Here is a 16,839-nt window from a genome sequence, read left to right as displayed (position 1 = left end):
AAGCCAATCTCGCGATCCTGCACCAGCTGCGCGAGCTCGGGGTCTCCATCGCCATGGACGATTTTGGAACAGGTTATTCCAGTCTGAGCTACTTGCGCAGCTTTCCGTTCGACAAGATCAAGATCGATCGCTCCTTTGTGAAGGATCTTGCCAAACGTTCCGACTGCGCCGCCATCGTGCGCGCGATCTCGGGCCTCGGGCGTAGCCTCAACATCACCACGACCGCGGAAGGCGTGGAGACCACCGAGCAGCTCGATTGGCTTCGCGCCGAGGGCTGCAACGAGGTGCAAGGATTCTTGTTCAGCTGCGCCAAGCCGGCCGCTGAGGTGGAGCAGCTCTTGCGTCGTTTTGGCGTAAGGGCGTCGAGAGCGGCGTGAATTTCCGGACACACAAGGAACAGCGCTCCAAATCCTTCTCCTGCGCCCGATTAGCTGACACCAGCACTCAAGCAGATTTATGCGAGCAACCTCGCGACCGGCCAAACGGAGCGCATTTCCTTGTGGCAGTGCCCCTCAGCTGTCCAAAGAATATCGTCTCTCCCGCTTTTGGAAGGCTGCCGCGCCACCCTCAAGTATCCGACAAACCTGCTGCCGCGTACTTTGTACATCTTTGCAGTCTTCCAGAGCGCCAGCGGAATACGAAAATGAGGGCAAGCCGCCGTTCTCCTTCACGCACTGGGCGACAATCACCTGCTCGGCATCGGTATTGACGACCAAGTTGGGGTTGGATTTGACGCCGGAGCTTGGCTCTTCGGAAGTAACTCGCCAGTAGACTGTAGATAGATTCGTTGTCGAGGTTCTCTTCTGGTTGATCGATCAGAAGCGGCCGGGTGTCCTTCTTGTCCATAGCCAAATAAAGGATAAGCAAAACGATACCCTTTGTGCCGGGCGAAAGATCTTCTAACCGGGTACCATTGTAGCCCCCGGGGGTCAGGCAAATTCCCCCGGGTGTGGTCACCTGAAACTCCCCCACCTCGAATGACGGCCGGCTGAAGGAGAAGTCTCCGGCGGCCGGGGAAGCAGGACGTTTAATTTGGCCCCCTTTGAAGAAGGGGGCTTGGAGTTGAACGTCTTGAAATCGCATCTAAAAACGACGGTCCTGACGCTGCTTGGCCGGCAGAAGAGTCAGCGAGAGATCCAGCGGCTGACGGGTGTGCACCGCAAAACGATCCGCCGCTACCAGGCCCTGCGGGCATCGCAAGCGGCGGAGGCAAATTCCCCCGGGGTGACCGCCGGCTCTGGAGCGGTGGAAGCTGAAATTCCCCCACCCCGACCACCGGGTTTGGACGAGCCTTCGGCGCCATCGACGGGCAACTTTGCGAGCTCGGCCTGCGAACCGCATCGGACCTGGATCGAGCAGCAGGTTCATCTGAAGCGTAACGGACGAGCGATCTATCAGGACCTAGTTGACCAGTTTGGTTTTGCCTCCAGCTACGAGAGCGTGAAGCGTTTTGTGCGGGGCTTGTGGCGGGAGGCTCCGCATCAATTTGACCGTCTTGAATTTCTTGCGGGTGAGGAGGCTCAAGTCGATTACGGCGAAGGTGCGTTGACGTTGGACCCGCGGACCGGGCGGTATCGCCGGCCGCGCCTGTTCGTGATGACGCTGCGGTATTCGCGACGCAGCTTCCGGCGCGTGGTCTGGCGATCGAGCCAACAGGTGTGGGCGCAGCTTCATGAAGAGGCTTTTCGGTACTTTGGCGGATGCCCGGCTTATGTCGTGCTCGATAACCTTAAGGAGGGTGTCATCAAGCCTGACCTTTACGAGCCCGAGCTCAACCGGGTTTACGCCGCGATGCTCGAGCATTACGGCGTCGTCGCCGATCATCGCGTGGCAGAGGGAGGTTCATGTCCCTGGCATATACGACGTTGGAGTGGACACGTCCGCGATGTCTCCACAGGAATGCTCTGACCGCATTAGCAATGCACTGCGCGGCGAAGTTGCACGATCGTTGGCGATCTTGCGGAGACGAGGGATATCTTGTCCGCCTCCCGACACTGCGCTGAGGCTCCCCACAACGATTCCACGCCAGCACCAGGTCATGGATCTGTCGATGGAAAATTGTCCGTAATAGCGTTGCTCAAGCCTGTTCTGGTTGGTTCTCGCGATATGGTTGAACTGAGGAGAGCGCGGTACGTCCGGAGGTTGACCTGTCGAGGAGCAAGGAATGTCTGTTTAACAGGAAGCCGCCGGAATAGGGCGGTTCAATCTGCGCGAAAGGTTAAGTAACTGAAATTGCTCAAAAAATTGAAGCTATTTCTAATATTTTAGGCTGTAGACTAATGTTTGCGATAGAAAATTAGGCCAAAGCATTATGTTAATTTACTGGAGATAGATTCTAGCCTAATATCAAGTCTCAAATATTAGGCCATACTATGAAATCTGACACCCGCAAACGTGCCCGCGAGCGCCTTGATGAACGTCTCGCTCCTCTGAAGCCGGCCGAACGCTTCCGTGCGCCGCCCAAGGGCTGGGTGCGAGCTATACGCGATGCGCTCGGCATGAGCGGCGTGCAGTTTGCCCGCCGTCTGCGGGTCCAGCCCCCGAGCGTCGCGGCCCTCGAAGCGTCGGAAGAGAGCGGGGCGATCCAACTCAACACCCTGCGCCGCGCGGCCGAGGCGCTCGATTGTACGGTCGTCTATGCACTCGTGCCGAACGACTCCCTCGAAGGCGCAGTGCGCGCCCGCGCGCGCAAGATTGCCCTGCGCGATCTCGGCCGGGTTGCGCATACAATGAAACTCGAAGCGCAGGGAACGCCGGACAGCAGCAGCGACGAACGCGTTGAAGCGTATATCCGCGACAAGCTCAAGGAGCGGGATCTCTGGAATGAACCATGACGGATCTGTTTCAGGAGCCCGATGACGCAACGCCGCTCGATCCGGCGCTGCGCGGCGATCTAATTCAGACATGGATCACGACTCGCGCCGATCTTAACGAGGCCGAGGAGGAAAACATCGTCAACGGCGCGGCTTGGGGGCGCCGCCGCCGTGGTGGCGCAGAAGCTCTGCTCAACGAGGACTTCTCGAAATCGCTGCACAAGCAGATGTTCGGAGAGGTCCGGAAATGGGCGGGCGGCTACCGCCAGAACGAACTCAATATCAGTATCGCGCCGCATCTGGTTCCGGCCGAGATGCCGGTGATGTTCGACAACGCGCGCTTTTGGGTTGAGAACAAGACGTTCCCACCAGACGAAATCGCGGTGCGACTTCATCATCGCCTCACGCAGATCCACGGCTTCCCGAACGGTAACGGTCGCCACGCGCGGATGATGGCCGATTTACTGATCGAGAAACTCGGCGCCGAGCCATTCACTTGGGGCAGCGGCAGCATTCACGACACCGGGACGCTTCGCACCACCTATATCAAGGCGCTTAAGGCTGCCGACAATCACGACTTCGGACTGTTACTGGCGTTCGCGCGCGCGTAAGAGAGGTGCATTCCCGCAACAGGCGGCGCTCTTCGACCGTAATGCGGCGCTGCGCCCCAGAACCTCAGAAACGGCAAGCGCTGCATCGCGCAGGATGGAGAGGCCGCCAAGAATGCGCGCCTCGTGATGCGTGCGGCAGCGGCCTGATGCACAAGCGCGCAGCACGTTCAGCTCGAAGGGCACAAGCCAAGCCTCAAAAAGCATGGCAAGCTCATCCGCAAGGCCTTCTTCGATCACGCCCCTGAACGGGCGGGCCGTAGTCACGGCCATCACCGACACAACTGCCACACTTCTTTAGGATTGTTGCCACAGGATGGGCGTCCCGTTCGCAGGTGCACGGCTCTGCCGAAGAGACCAAGCGTACAGGTAGAGCCGAAGAGCCGGGGCAAGTCGAAATGATCCATCAGCCACGCGCCCCCATCATTGCGCTCGTTCGCAAGCGAACTCGACCGTATCAATCCGTTGCTCCGTCAGGCGTCTCTTGCTGACGGTTAAGGCGACTAGTCGCCTCCTTCGATAAATTCGTCGGCTGACGAGTGCGCACGCCCTGTTGTCGTCGTGCGGCAACAAACGATGTGTCTGCCGCGAAACTAGGAAAACTCATTATCTCCGTTCCACGAAAAAGAGTTCGTCTTGGACTCGCGGTCTCAAAAGTTCTCTGAGAGGATTGCTCATCAGGCAATGATGCCTGCCAGGAACGATCATGATGCGCGACGACTTCTTCGACGAGTTGAGTGATTCGGCTATGCGCAGACCTTCTCGATGTTCTTGTGCGCCCGCTTGTGGTGCGCCGTAGACGAACCACGATCCGGGCGTCGACGACCCCTTCCAAATCAACGGCTCAAACGGCGGCCTGAATAGCAACGTGAGCACGCGCTCGTATTGGGCGGCGTGGTTGCATGATGTTGCCTGCCCCAAGTCGTCGCTCACTACTAAACTCTACAAGGATCAACAAGATGACCGCGAACAATAACCCGATCAAATTCGCTTACTGGGTGCCGAATGTATCCGGCGGCCTTGTGATTTCTTCGATCGAGCAGCGCACCAGCTAGGACATCGACTACAATCGCAAGCTCGCGCAGATCGCCGAGAAGGCGGGCTTCGACTACGCCTTGAGCCAGATCCGCTTCACGGCAGGCTACGGCGCCGACAAGCAGCACGAGTCCGTCAGCTTCTCGCACGCGCTGCTCGCCGCAACCGAAAAGCTCAAGGTCATCGCTGCTCTCCTTCCCGGTCCATGGAATCCGGCGCTCGCTGCCAAGCAAATTGCGACGATCAGCCAGCTCACCAATGCGCGCGTTGCCGTCAACATCGTCTCGGGCTGGTTCCGCGGCGAATTCCATGCCATCGGCGAACCCTGGCTCGATCACGATGAGCGGTATCGCCGCTCGGAGGAGTTCATCACCGCGCTCCGCGGGATATGGACGCAGGAAACCTTCACCCTCAAAGGCGACTTCTATCGCTTCAACGACTATTCGCTGAAGCCAAAGCCGCTCGACCCGCCTCCCGAAATCTTTCAGGGCGGCTCCTCGCGCGCAGCTCGCGACATGGCCGCCCGTGTGTCCGATTGGTATTTCACCAACGGCAATACGCCCGACGGCCTGAAAGCGCAGGTTGACGACATCAGGGCCAAGGAAAAGGCTTCTAGCAAGAGCTTTCGAACCAAGATCGGCATCAATGCGTTCGGTATCGTCCGGAAGACAGAACAGGAAGCCAAGGGCGTTCTGCAGGAGATCCTCGATAAGGCGATCCCGGAGGCCGTCCATGGTTTCCACCATGAAGTCCAGAATGCCGGCAATGCCAGCCCCGAGCGCGAGGGCAATTGGGCCAAATCCACCTTCCAGGATCTCGTTCAGTATAACGACGGCTTTCGCTCGAACCTGATCGGCACACCACAACAGGTCGCCGAACGCATCATCGCGCTCAAAGGTGCCGGCGCCGACCTGATCCTGCTCGGCTTCCTGCATTTCCAGGAAGAGGTCGAATATTTCGGCAAGCATGTGATCCCGCGGGTCCGCGAGCTCGAGGCGCGTGCGCCTCTTCACGTGCAGGCTGCCGAATAGGCGTAAAGGAAAGGCCAGCAGCCAGTGGTAGGGATTGCGACAGGACCAAGCGTGCTTCATCTGGAGGAGGCTCCTCCAGATGGACACGGTCTGATCAGGGAACGCGGTAACGCAATCGTGCGCCACACGGGGCGTGTGGCTCAGAGACTCGCGCGTCCGGTGCTTGGACTTGCGAATATTTCGCTGACCTTTGGGGGCGTCGCGGCGCTGCGCGACGTCGACCTCGAGGTCGCGCAAGGCGAGATCCGGGCTATCATCGGACCAAACGGCGCCGGCAAGAGCTCGCTGCTCAACGTTATCAGCGGGCTGTACCGGCCCGACCGCGGCGAGGTGAGGTTCGGCGAGCACACATTCGATGAAGTGCCCACATCAAGGCTCGCCGCCCATGGTGTGGCGCGGACGTTTCAGAATCTCGCGTTGTTCAAGGGGCTGTCGGTCTTCGACAATGTGCTGATGGGGCTTGCGCACTGTGTCCGCATCGGTTTCCTGCGGCAGATCGCCGGCTCGCCGCTGGCGCGCCAGATCGAGGCGGAGAACCGCGCGGCCGCGACGGAAGTAATCGGCTTCCTGCATCTTGACCATGTCCAGGACCGTATTGCCGGAACGCTGCCTTACGGCGTGCAGAAGCGGGTCGAGCTTGCGCGGGCGTTGGTCGCGCGGCCAAAGCTCTTGCTGCTGGATGAGCCGTTTGCCGGCGTAACGCTCTCCGAGAAGCAGGAATTGTCGCTGCTCGTGCGCAACGCCCGCGACAGGCTTGGCGCCACCATCGTCCTGATCGAGCATGACATTGGCCTCGTGATGGGGCTGTCAGATCGCGTGGCCGTGCTCGACTACGGACGGAAGATCGCCGACGGCACGCCTGAAGAGATCCGCGCCGATCCGGCAGTGATCGATGCGTATCTCGGCGTTGCGCACGAGGGCGACAAGATCGGCGGTCGCAACCTCATCAATCTCACAGATGCAGATCTGCAAAGCCGGCTCGCGCAGATCGACAAAAATGTTCTCTATCTTGATAACGGGCGCACGCCGCGTGACGGACTTCCGGCAGATCACGGCTGGCTAAGTCCCTGGTGGTGGATGCGCGCGCGTCATTGGACCATTCTGGAATTTGAAAGTCGTGGACTGCCTCCAGTTGCCACACCCGGAATTCCTTGCATACCGGCACTGGCTGAGGGCTTCCATGGCACGGTGGCCGGAGGTCGCAAGCTGCTTGTACGAATCAGCAGGAGGACCTGGCTGCTCGATCTGTTGGGTGGCCGATTGAGATTTGCGCCCGCCGCTTCCTACCGCGACTTGCCCGTCGATCCTGCCCGGTCGGACGAAGAACTGAGCAAGGCGTACAAGAGGGCCGGCCAGGCTATCCAGATCACAGATACTAGCGGAAATGCGCTCGGAGCGATTGACGATGTTGAGTTCGCCACACGCCGCAGCATGGAGCGGAATGGTGCGCTTCACGATATTCCTTATTGGTTCTGCTCGTTCAGCAGCGACCTCGATCCCCGCCTTTTCGCGGAATTATCGGATACCGATGCGTGTATCGTCATCTTCGATCCAATGGAATTTGTCCGGCGCGCGCTGCCGCATCTGAATCGCGACGCGCCGCGCGCGAGAAAAGAGCTGTTTCCAAATCAGTATTTCGATCCCTATTTCCTGAACGGTCAAAAACTCCGACCGCTTGTGTCGAAGGCCATGGCGTTTGCCTACCAGCGGGAAATGAGATTTGTTCTTGATCCTGAAGGCGACCCTGCATTGGTGAATGACGACTTCTTTGTGAACATTGGATCGCTTGCGGACATCGCTGCCGTATACGCTCCATCCGGGGAGCGGATATCCGGAACCGGACCTGACAATTTTCTGGCACGAGATGGAAACTAGCTCCGAAAGGATTCAGTCTAGTTGGTTCAAACGAATGCGTAGCTGGCCGGTATAATACAATATCCGATGACCTTCGGCTGAAGATCGAGCCTGTAAACATGAAGGACTGCCGATTCGACGGCAACCTTCTCCAGTGACGGAAATCGCACTGTCAGTACGCAACCGTTCGGAGAAACCTCTGTCCTGGCATCGCAGGCGTATGTCAGGGCGAGCGAACTGGTTCTTGCGAACGAAAGCGATTGAAGCGCGCCGATGAAAGAAAATCCGCTATCAATGATTGACTTGAGATTTGTTTCAGCGGTGCCGTGAAACGCAATTGGTTCATCGTCTTCCAGTTCGTCGGGAAATATGCGATAATTTCTATGTTCACTCGGTTCTTGAAACGAATATTCGACAGGCTTATCGCCGTCCCGTGTCGTGCTAATTCCTTGCGTCATTCCTGCTCCGTTGTACTCCACCCCAAGGTCGCTTCGATAGCAGCGCGATATGGCGTTCGAATTTGAGTTGGGGCCAGGCGGCAATAGGCTTCCGCCCGTGTGCGAACCTCCTTTAAGTCCGGCAAGATAATCAACAACCTCGCGTTCAGTCGGTGTTCGGTACGCGGTTCCGAATTTCGGGCGCAAAGCGGTCCATACGACGCCGTCGAGGTTGTATTTCTTTGCCCAAACGCCGATTTCGTGAGCTTCTCGATGAGGCGACGTTCTTCCCGGTGTCCAAAATCCGATATTGGAATCGGTATGGCGTGGCTTGACCTCTTCCCTGAGCGCAAGCTCTCGTATTGCGGCGTCAATGTTCGCAGCTTCTAGGCGCGCACGTCAGGGGAATCTGGCGTCACTACAAGTGTAATCCGCCCTTTGTTGGATTGCCGTGCGAATTCCACCGGAATAGCGGGGCCGTCAGTCTTCCAGTTGCCCCGGACGGGCAAATCTCCTGGATTCCATATAAGAGAACCCCACCCCAAGCAGGCAATCGTTATTGGGGTGATCCACAGCGCCGAGCTAATCCGAGCAGGGCCGTGTAGTTTCTTTTACGCACCGCCGCCTCCTTCGCCGAAGGATTCGGCATATAGCGCCTCGATTTGCTGAACTTCGTCTCGAGTCAGTTGGGTAAATTCGTTTTCCTGTGCACGCTTCGATAGCTTCCCATCGTTCTGCCGAAGGAAACCAAAGAGATTGTTGAGCGTACGCTCGGGCATATCGATCATGTTCTCGATGCCTGCCCGGAAGGCGTCGAAGCTTCGGAGGAAGTTAGTTTCGTTGGGAAGGTCCTGCTCAATCGTCTGTCGCACGCATTCGTACAAAAATTCCGCGTGCGGCGTCGCGTCGAAGAACCGGTAGAAATCGGCGGTATCGTTCAGGACCTTCACGTTGCCCTTCTGAGTCGCTTCCCACTGAACGCATGGAAGCAATCTGCTGGAATAGCTTTCGAGCACACTCTTGTATTCTGTGATCCTGTCGAGGATGGCCGAAGAGACTGGGAAATGCAGTCCCGGTGGATTGAAGCCACGGCGGGCAAGGACATGGTGCATCAGGTAACGATGGATGCGTCCGTTACCGTCCTCGAATGGATGAATATAGACAAAGCCGAACGCCAGCACCGCTGCGGCGACAACGGGATCGAGATCGTTCTCCGCGCTATGATCGAACGCGATCAGGCCCGCCATAAGCGAGGCGATATCTTCGTGCCGCGCGCTGATATGATCGGGAATGGGCCGTTGCGTATCGCGGTCATGCTCGCCGACAAAGCCGCCTTCCTGGCGGAAGCCCATCTTCACGAAGCGTTCGTCGCCAATGACGATGCCCTGGAGCCGCAGGAATTCCTGCGCGTCGAGCGGCGCGCGGCCTGCCTCGCCGATGGCGCGACCCCACCGCTGAATGCGGTCCTGCGGCGGCCTCTCTCCCTCGATCACGTAACTGGACTTCGAATCCTTCAGCAGAAGAAATGCCGCCGTCCGCGCGAGCAAATCCTTCGGGACTTCGCTGACGACGGCGCGCGCGCGCTCCTTCCAGTCCTGCGCAATGAATTCGTTCAACACGGAGGTCCTGAACACGAGCGGACAGAATTCCGGCGTACCCGGCAGATTGTTGCGAACGCGGTACCGGGTCGAGTTCTGTCCTGTCCCGCCGAATTGAAGATCGGTATCGACAGCATCCACATACGAAACCTTATCCGCGGACGGCAGCTGCAACTCCCGGCCAAGCAGCCACTCGTACAAGAACCAGATACGGCGCGCGTAAAGGCCGGTCGGCTTTTGGCGCACGAGTTCGGCGATATCCCCTTCCTTCACGTCGAGGAAGATCCGCTTCAGAACGGCAAGGTCCAGCCCCTCATACTTGAGGGCGAAAGTCAGATGCCCCTCAAGAGAAGCTTCGGGCGCGTGGCGTGGCGTGTAGATGCGCCAGCCATCCTGCTCGATGATGCGGTGCCTGGACCCGATGGCTGACAAGAGTCGGGGGAGCGGAACGGACAGCTCGCAGGCGTGGATCAGGGCGGCATAGCCAGCCGGGGCGGCTGTCTCTGGAAGCCGCCGGTCATGAAAAACACTCACTGGTCCTGAAAATTGCACGCAATATCCCGATGTCCATGAAAAACAATCACAAGTCCTGAATTTCCTTCACCCCGCTGCGAAATGCCGAAATTCAAGCGTACTCCATGAAAAATAATCTCTCAACATAATTTCCATGAAAAACGCTCACGTCATGAAACTGCGCGGTCAGCTTGAGTCGCGGGATTTCGGCTCGCGAAGCAAACTAACCGCATTCGAGAGGATAAAATAACCCAGCGAAATCAGTAGATTGAAAGAAAATGACCTGGAAAACTTGACTTTGAGCCACTGGAGCTCATGTATCTCACGTATAAGGAGTGAGATGTATGAGATACCCCAGTATCAACATGCTGGAGCTGGCCGGACTGGAAGTCCTGTCCAGCGCCTCGGACGGTCGGGCCGGTTTTAAAGCCATGCTCGAAAAGACCCAGGCGGAGCCGGCAACTCCGACGCCGCTCGTTATCGACTTTACCGGCATAACCGTCGCGACTGCCAGCTACCTGCGCGAGGCAATCTTCAATCTCAAAACCTTCCTGCGTGCGTCGAATTCCAAATACTACCCTGTCGTTGCGAATGCGAATGCGGCGGTGCTGGACGAACTGGCGGTTATCGCGGACGCAAGAAAAGAAAACCTGTTGGTGGCGGATGTTTCTCCCGCAGGTGCGGCGGAAAATCAGCATATCATCGGCCAGCTTGATCCGAAGCAGGCATCCACGTTTGAGCGCGTCACCAGCCTTGGCCGCACGACTGCCGGCGACTTGAATCGCATGTTCGGCGAAGCGGACGGCGTAACCGCTCCTACGGTCTGGAATAACCGCCTTGCATCGCTGGCGGCAGCGGGCCTGATCCTTGAATTTACGCAGGGCCGCGCGAAGTTTTATCAACCTTTGTTCACGGAGGCCAATTGATGGGGGCCGAAGAACTCAAAAAGCGCCGCCGCTCGCACGACAAGTACATTGATCGCTAGTGCGTTGCGCTCGCCACGCTCGATCTCTTTACCCGCTTCCCCGAAGACCAGCCCCGCTCTTTCATCGCTGTGATGGAAAAGGGCGTGGCCCCATCTGTCGGCAGCGACCACATCCTGCAGGCGGACAAGGGCAAGCTTCTGGGCTGTGTCGGAAACTCGGTGCAATTCTCTGCACCGAACGCGCCGTCTGACATCCTGAAGGCCCTCTCTGCGGGCGCTGGCATTGCGGTCGGCGAGATCATCCGCGTCAATCCGCTTTCGAACACGGTTGAGGTGAAAATTAAATGATTTCGGCTCATTTCGACACACGCAGCGATGAGACCATCATCAATGCATTGACCCACGATCCGACGGCATATTCGCTTTCACTCGGCTGTCACGGCTGCCATTACTTCGTAGCCTGCGGCGGATTGTGCGTGAAGGACTCCCTTTTCGATTGCCTTGGCCTTTGCTGCAACAATCCTGACAAATGCACCCGGGTTTGCAGAAACGCGCCAAGCGTTCGCGATCAGTTGCGCGAGATCGGCGGCTTCGACTTCGACAACGTACCGCGCGCGCCGCTCGTGAGGCACCAGATCAGCGACGATATTGTGCCGCTCGTGTACCATGGAAGTGGCCGCGTCGGGCAGCTGGCAGGCTCGACGTTCGCCCTGCGCCTGCCGGACATTGTCAGCTTCCGCGGAAGGGCGCTCAAATTCAAAGACCGCGCTTCGCTCTGCGCTGCATACCACATCCCGGAAAATGCCCGGATTATCCTCAGCGGCGTGCATCAGGATCACCGCATCGAGCCGTGGTGGACTCTCGGCGAAGACCGTTCCGGAGCCGTCACCGCCGCTATCGGCTCCACGCTCTTGCAACCACCACAGGCCATGAGGCCGACGCAATAGTCGCGCAGCGGTGTCTTCCGATTAGCATGACCGATGACGCTGGCAAGCCCTTCCAAATACGCCGCAAATCGCATCTCACTGGTCTTAGTGCCACGCCCGCTCATGTCGGCCTCATCGGCTGATGGTCCATGCTTCAACCATCGCTGATTACGGGGGGACAAAGCCTGCGGTTTTGTGACTCAGTCAGACTAGGGGGGGGCACACACAAGTGTAAAAACCGTTCGATCCACCCAATGCGCACACTGCTTGGCGCGCCGTCCGAGGAATGCGATAAATGCCCGCAGTCTGGGGGCTGCGGCCGAAATCTACCCATCTCACCCACTCTTGGCGTAAGCGCCTAGCTGAAGTGCCTCGCGCTTTGCGAGCTCCTCCGGCTGAGAGTATCGATCTGAGACATCGGCCAGCCTTGCGCGATCCGAGCTTGTCTGAGCCAAGGTAGGCGGGATCGGCGTCACTCTCTTTTTCATCTTTTCTCCTCCGGCGACGCTTGCGCTTTGGTACTTTGCAGGACTCCGGGTTGCGGAGTCGCGCAAAGAGATCCATAGCAAGCCTTCTGACCCTTGTAGTTGGCCAGCGTTTGGACCAATACCGACATAACACGCTGTTTCGGTTTGTCTGGGATAGGTGCGGGGCCGTCCAGCGACTTCAGCGTCAGCTCGATCAACTCGATCGCACGATCCTTGTCGCCGCTCTCATAATAGTATTGAGCGACCGCCGGATAGGACTTAGGCACCTCGCCGCGTTGCGGAGGATTTACCGCCAGAATGTGTTCGGATAACTCCTTGCCCATCGCAAAGCGATCGGCCTGGGGCAAATGAGAGTTGTCATTTGCCGGATCAAAGAGTTGGCTCATCGCCGCGCCCATCCACAGCACGGATTTTTTGTTGACCGCATCACGAACCAATTGGCGCATCACCGGCAGGCCGGCCTGCAAGTCGTGCATTTTGTGAAGCAATAGATCCGCATGGAGCACCCGGAAGTTCACGTCATCCGGCAGAGCAGCGACGGCTTCTTCGACGACCGAAAGCGCCTTCGCCCAATCCTGCGCCTTCATCGCCGGCGCCAGTTTGGCGAAGATCGGCATTGTGCGTTCGCCCTCCGCGATCCGCTTTGCATCGGCGGCTTTCGCTTCATCGCTGACGCGCCAGCTGCCGGTCAGAATTTTCGGCAAAACGTCATCGAGTTGCGTCGGGGAACCGATAAAGGCAATGTGGCCATCACGGTCGACTACGAACGAGGTGGGAATCCCGACAGAAACGCTGGAATCCATCCAAAGCTTGTGCATGTCGCGCGTGTAGTCGAGCCCGACCCGATAGTTGAGATTCGGCAACTTTTCGGTCAACCATGCGTCCAACTTGCTTCGGGCCTCGTCCGCTGTTTGAGCGCGTTCATGAGCTGCTATTCCGAGGACCTCAACTCCGCTATCTGCGTATTTCTCTTGCAGCTGTACCAGATCGGACAGCGCCGGCACACACGGTGCGCACCAAGTTGCCCAAAATTCAACTATGTATACTTTCCCGGGCTGGAAGCTTGTCACGGGCTGACCACGCAGCCAGTACTCCACCTTGATCGGAGGAGCGGGGGATTCTAAGCCCAGCGCCATGTTACTCTCCAAGGTTATTGTCAGAGGCCGCGCGACGTTTTGCGCTCCTGATCTCTGATCTCTGATCGCGACCGAGAGGGGTGGTGCCTTGGTATAGACTCGCGGCCGAGCGAGACCCGCAGCGAATGTCGGTGTGGCCGCGTTGAGCGCGACAACACACAAAGTCACAAGCAACAAGCTCTTCCTCTCACAAGAGGGCCACATCGGTTCAAGGAAGCGGAGCATCGTTGGTCTCGGGTTTGGTGCGTTCAGCACTTTCAGTACTTCTGCACCTAGAAGCAACGCCTGTGCCAGCATCGTATGCGCGCAATAAGTGCCTAATTGCGCATGAATCGCTCAACGGCACGGTCGTCGGGCAAGAGAAGACCCGAACCTGTGGCCGTCGAAATCGAGCGGCATACGCAGTGAGCAGATTAATTGCGTGCCAACCGGGCTTCAACGTCGACGACTAACTCAGCTTCGTGGCGCTGGCCATCTGTAGGTCAAACCCAGGAGGCGCTGATATCGAAGCATCCGGCTCAATGGCGACAGGCACACTCCAGGCTCCCATTACATGCTTTCCTCGAGGCGTTCGCCTCTCGCACTACGTATCTGTCGCGGGACAAACGTGGACAAACTGCGGCCGATACACCGAATGGACACATCGAAATGTGTGGACGTCGTGAAGGCGACAAGAAAAAATATAACCGGTGGGGCTTTCCATCTATTTCCTGGCATCTAAGCCAAACCACGGGAGACCCGTGGTAACGCGCCACTCTGAAAGCGACGGGACGGCATAGGGGGCGCCCGCGCCGGCCGACCAGGCCTGCGCGACGACCGCTCCTATGGCGACGCCCAACTTGAATTCGAGGTTTCGGCTACGAAGCGCTGCCAGCTGCGAAGCTGATTTGCATCAGGTCCATCGGCTTCCGCTGCTTGCATCCACCATGCCAGCACGTCTCGCCAGTTTGCGAGCAGCGCCTGATCACCGACTGTGGTGCGCACTCGAAATCCGAACCCGCGATCATTGGCGAGAAGCATCCCGATTTGTTCGAATACGCGCAGCCGGGCGCCAGCATCATCAACGCCGTAGTTGTGTGCTGCTGCCATCAAATCCCGGATTTGAGGAGCAACCCCCTCGAAACGACGACCAACCAGCGGAGAGAACCCTTACTGATAGAGACGTCGTCGTTCGTCCCCTCCGGGTAGACGGTTTCCACTATCGCGCGGCCGCGCCGTATAAACGCACGCTCCATCCATTCTTCCTGGGCGGCGGCAACGGCGGTAAAGGTTCGCTGCCACAGTTCAATGAGCTTGGCTTCGGCCTCGGCGCCGGTCATGTCCACCTCGTCTGCACGTGCGATCTCCTCGATCGCCGCGAGCAGCACGCCGTCAAGTTCATCAAGACTGTCTGCAAGGCGAGCGCGAAGTCCGCTCGCGCCCTCACCAGCATCGGGACTGATATTCGGCGGAAGGACCTGATCGAGCCAGTCCAGAAATCGATTGGGCGGCAGCTGGCCGATGCCCAAGCTCTCGTTGGCCACTTCCACGCGATGATCCGAAAGAAGGCCGAGATGGAGCTCGAACCTTGGATTGATGAATCCAAGCGGAGCCTCATTGCCTCGTTCGCGAATGGGATCGCCAATGATAAGGGCGCAGTGCACGCCGCTATTACGCAACCTTGGTCCAATGGCCAAGTGGAAGCTCAGATCACCAAGCTCAAGCTGGTCAAACGGCAGATGTATGGGCGCGCTAAGCTCGATCTCCTTCAGGCCAGGCTCGTTGGCGCGCCATAAAAACAATCACGATCATCGAATATGCGTCAGAGCCAAATCGGGGCTCTGACTCATTTCTGATGAAGTTCGCCGGCGACTGTGGTTCTTCAACGGAGAATCGGCGCCATGCGGACAGGCTTTCGAATTTCATCGCTCGTACCGAGTGGTCTGGTGTTTGATGGCGTAAGTGATTCAGGGATTCGGTTATTCTGGCTGTTCGGTCAGAGGCTACGGAGGCCCAGTACCCTTTGTGCGCGACAGCATCGCGCCGAATCCATAGCCGTTACATCCGGCACGTGGCCGATTTGCCATCAGCGGGCAGAAAGGTGCGCCTCCGATTGCTCACGCGGCGCTTCACATGTGAGGTGCCGCATTGCCGCCGGCGGATCTTCTCAGAGCGGTTTCGAGAAGACATCGTTCCGCTTCGACGGCGCCGGACGGCACGGCTGGAACACATCGTCCATCACTTGGGATTGGCGCTCGGCGGCCGACCGGCAGCAAGCTTCGCCAAGCGGCTCATGCTGCCTGTCAGCAACGATACCTTGCTGCGGGTGGTCCGCCGGCGGACGGCGATGCCGACTGATCCATTGCTTGTTGGGTATCGATGACTGGGCGTTCCGGAGAAACCATCGATACGGGACGATCGTGTGCGATTTGGAGCGCCGGCGGATCGTTACCCTGCTGCCTGACAGGGAAACTGCGACCGTTCGGGCGTGGCTATCGAAGCACCCAGCGATCAACATTGTGTCGCGAGATCGCGGTGGTGGATACGGCGAGGCAGCAGCCAAGGCGCTGCCGAACGCCAACCAGGGTCGCCGACCGCTGGCATCTGATGGAAAATGCGAGCGCGGCCTTCCTTGATGCGGTGCGCCGATCCATGAACAAAATCAGAACCGCAATCGGAGCGACGACGATCGACCCGGAATTGCTGACCTGTGCGGAAAAGCTGCGCTATCAGGGCTATCTGCGGCGCCAGGACAGCCATGCCGTAATTGCGGCTCTCGTCAGCGACGGTGTGCCGCTCAAGGAGATCGTCCGCCGCACAGGACATAGTCGCAATCTGGTTCGCCAAATTAGCCGCGGCGGCGGTACGGATATGTTCCGCACCCGTCAAATCACCCTGGACGGGCATCTGCCGTTCCTTGACGCGCAGTGGTCAGGCGGCTGTCGCAACGGTGCCGAGCTCTGGCGCCGCTTGAAGGGACAAGGCTTCAAGGGATCGCTGCGCGTGGTGGCGGAATGGGCGACGCGACGGCGGCGTGCCGAGACTATCAGCCATCAACAATTGCAGAAGGTCCCCGCCGCCAGGACGAAAGCGCAGCTGATGACGACGAAGCGCGACCACCTAACCAGGGCGGAGACCGTCACACTTGCGGTCATTGAACAAAACGTTCCTATGCTGACCGATGCCCAAGCTCTCGTTGGCCGCTTCCACGCGATGATCCGAAGGAAGGCCGAGATCGAGCTCGAACCTTGGATTGATGAATCCAAGCGGAGCCTCATTGCCTCGTTCGCGAATGGAATCGCCAACGATAAGGGCGCGGTGCACGCCGCTATTACGCAACCATGGTCCAATGGCCAAGTGGAAGCGCAGATCACCAAGCTCAAGCTGGTCAAACGGCAGATGTACGGGCGCGCTAAGCTCGATCTCCTTCAGGCAAGGCTGATTGGCGCGCCATAAAAACAATCACGATCATCGAATATGCGTCAGAGTCCCTTTT

12 protein-coding genes and 6 pseudogenes are annotated in these 16,839 nt (G+C 58.3%); 12 read left to right on the top strand and 6 right to left on the bottom strand.

The features are described from left to right. From E4K65_RS43270 to E4K65_RS43250, 5 genes and pseudogenes are all read left to right on the top strand, one after another. Positions 1-377: EAL domain-containing protein (locus E4K65_RS43270; RefSeq protein WP_135179285.1), on the top strand; the 377-nt coding region annotated here is incomplete at its 5' end. Between the two features lie 685 nt (positions 378-1,062). Beyond that, positions 1,063-1,836: pseudogene (istA, locus tag E4K65_RS43265) on the top strand (IS21 family transposase); the annotation flags it as partial. Next, positions 1,739-2,068 (top strand): phosphotransferase-like protein, encoded by a 330-nt coding sequence (locus E4K65_RS43260; RefSeq protein ID WP_235885995.1) that lies wholly within the window; start codon positions 1,739-1,741, stop codon positions 2,066-2,068. The pseudogene istA and the gene E4K65_RS43260, both read left to right, overlap by 98 nt. A gap of 304 nt (positions 2,069-2,372) precedes the next feature. Further along, complete coding sequence (locus E4K65_RS43255) at positions 2,373-2,834, top strand: mobile mystery protein A (RefSeq protein WP_135179284.1); 462 nt, start codon at positions 2,373-2,375, stop codon at positions 2,832-2,834. After that, the gene (locus E4K65_RS43250) at positions 2,831-3,424 is read left to right on the top strand and encodes a mobile mystery protein B (RefSeq protein ID WP_135179283.1); all 594 of its coding nucleotides are present in this window, start codon (positions 2,831-2,833) and stop codon (positions 3,422-3,424) included. The genes E4K65_RS43255 and E4K65_RS43250 overlap by 4 nt, the downstream gene beginning before the upstream one ends. Here the strand turns inward: E4K65_RS43250 and E4K65_RS43245 are convergent. Continuing rightward, positions 3,401-3,688: a hypothetical protein gene (locus E4K65_RS43245; RefSeq protein WP_135179282.1), complete on the bottom strand. Its 288-nt coding sequence runs from the start codon at positions 3,686-3,688 to the stop codon at positions 3,401-3,403. The genes E4K65_RS43250 and E4K65_RS43245 overlap by 24 nt on opposite strands. A 692-nt stretch (positions 3,689-4,380) precedes the next feature. Here E4K65_RS43245 and sfnG point away from each other — a divergent pair. Together sfnG and E4K65_RS43235 are read left to right on the top strand one after the other, a co-directional pair. Beyond that, a pseudogene (sfnG, locus tag E4K65_RS43240) lies at positions 4,381-5,487 on the top strand (dimethylsulfone monooxygenase SfnG). 114 nt (positions 5,488-5,601) lie between these two features. Beyond that, positions 5,602-6,411 (top strand): annotated as a pseudogene (locus E4K65_RS43235) (ABC transporter ATP-binding protein); the annotation flags it as partial. Between the two features lie 977 nt (positions 6,412-7,388). Here the strand turns inward: E4K65_RS43235 and E4K65_RS43230 are convergent. Both E4K65_RS43230 and E4K65_RS43225 read right to left on the bottom strand, forming a co-directional pair. Next, positions 7,389-7,799, bottom strand: coding sequence for a hypothetical protein (locus E4K65_RS43230; protein ID WP_135179281.1), 411 nt, complete (start codon positions 7,797-7,799; stop codon positions 7,389-7,391). 590 nt (positions 7,800-8,389) lie between these two features. Further along, positions 8,390-9,928, bottom strand: coding sequence for a Fic family protein (locus tag E4K65_RS43225; RefSeq protein ID WP_135179280.1), 1,539 nt, complete (start codon positions 9,926-9,928; stop codon positions 8,390-8,392). A gap of 305 nt (positions 9,929-10,233) precedes the next feature. Here E4K65_RS43225 and E4K65_RS43220 point away from each other — a divergent pair, with 305 nt between their 5' ends. From E4K65_RS43220 to E4K65_RS47955, 3 genes are all read left to right on the top strand, one after another. Further along, positions 10,234-10,815: a hypothetical protein gene (locus tag E4K65_RS43220; protein WP_135179279.1), complete on the top strand. Its 582-nt coding sequence runs from the start codon at positions 10,234-10,236 to the stop codon at positions 10,813-10,815. A 143-nt stretch (positions 10,816-10,958) separates the two neighbouring features. Next, positions 10,959-11,162, top strand: a complete 204-nt coding sequence (locus E4K65_RS43215) for a hypothetical protein (protein ID WP_135179278.1) — start codon at positions 10,959-10,961, stop codon at positions 11,160-11,162. Then, positions 11,159-11,761, top strand: a complete 603-nt coding sequence (locus tag E4K65_RS47955; protein ID WP_167771621.1) for a hypothetical protein — start codon at positions 11,159-11,161, stop codon at positions 11,759-11,761. The genes E4K65_RS43215 and E4K65_RS47955 overlap by 4 nt, the downstream gene beginning before the upstream one ends. On the opposite strand, the pseudogene E4K65_RS49175 reads toward E4K65_RS47955, so the two are convergent. The 3 genes and pseudogenes from E4K65_RS49175 to E4K65_RS48315 all read right to left on the bottom strand — a co-directional run. Next, positions 11,680-11,865, bottom strand: a pseudogene (locus E4K65_RS49175) (IS701 family transposase); the annotation flags it as partial. The gene E4K65_RS47955 and the pseudogene E4K65_RS49175 sit on opposite strands and share 82 nt — an antisense overlap. A 359-nt stretch (positions 11,866-12,224) precedes the next feature. Then, entirely contained in the window at positions 12,225-13,364 is a 1,140-nt protein-coding gene (locus E4K65_RS43200) for a TlpA disulfide reductase family protein (protein WP_135179276.1), read from the bottom strand. Between the two features lie 822 nt (positions 13,365-14,186). Next, positions 14,187-14,453: a hypothetical protein gene (locus tag E4K65_RS48315; protein WP_209312150.1), complete on the bottom strand. Its 267-nt coding sequence runs from the start codon at positions 14,451-14,453 to the stop codon at positions 14,187-14,189. A gap of 404 nt (positions 14,454-14,857) precedes the next feature. Here E4K65_RS48315 and E4K65_RS43190 point away from each other — a divergent pair. Beyond that, positions 14,858-15,139: pseudogene (locus tag E4K65_RS43190) on the top strand (transposase); the annotation flags it as partial. Positions 15,140-15,244: 105 nt separating this feature from the next. Next, positions 15,245-16,799, top strand: a pseudogene (locus E4K65_RS43185) (ISL3 family transposase). Positions 16,800-16,839 lie beyond the last annotated feature (40 nt).

This window comes from Bradyrhizobium niftali, from assembly GCF_004571025.1.
GTDB classification, from domain to species: Bacteria; Pseudomonadota; Alphaproteobacteria; order Rhizobiales; family Xanthobacteraceae; genus Bradyrhizobium; species Bradyrhizobium niftali.
Note: the sequence above shows the minus strand (reverse complement) of the source record. Positions and strands in the feature narration are given on the sequence as shown.

Bases quoted from the DNA above. Each gene is read 5' to 3' on its own strand.
- E4K65_RS43220 (WP_135179279.1), top strand. From the start codon at position 10,234: ATGAGATACCCCAGTATCAACATGCTGGAGCTGGCCGGACTGGAAGTC.
- E4K65_RS43250 (WP_135179283.1), top strand. From the start codon at position 2,831: ATGACGGATCTGTTTCAGGAGCCCGATGACGCAACGCCGCTCGATCCG.
- E4K65_RS43255 (WP_135179284.1), top strand. From the start codon at position 2,373: ATGAAATCTGACACCCGCAAACGTGCCCGCGAGCGCCTTGATGAACGT.
- E4K65_RS43200 (WP_135179276.1), bottom strand. From the start codon at position 13,364: ATGGCGCTGGGCTTAGAATCCCCCGCTCCTCCGATCAAGGTGGAGTAC.
- E4K65_RS47955 (WP_167771621.1), top strand. From the start codon at position 11,159: ATGATTTCGGCTCATTTCGACACACGCAGCGATGAGACCATCATCAAT.
- E4K65_RS48315 (WP_209312150.1), bottom strand. From the start codon at position 14,453: ATGGCAGCAGCACACAACTACGGCGTTGATGATGCTGGCGCCCGGCTG.
- E4K65_RS43230 (WP_135179281.1), bottom strand. From the start codon at position 7,799: ATGACGCAAGGAATTAGCACGACACGGGACGGCGATAAGCCTGTCGAA.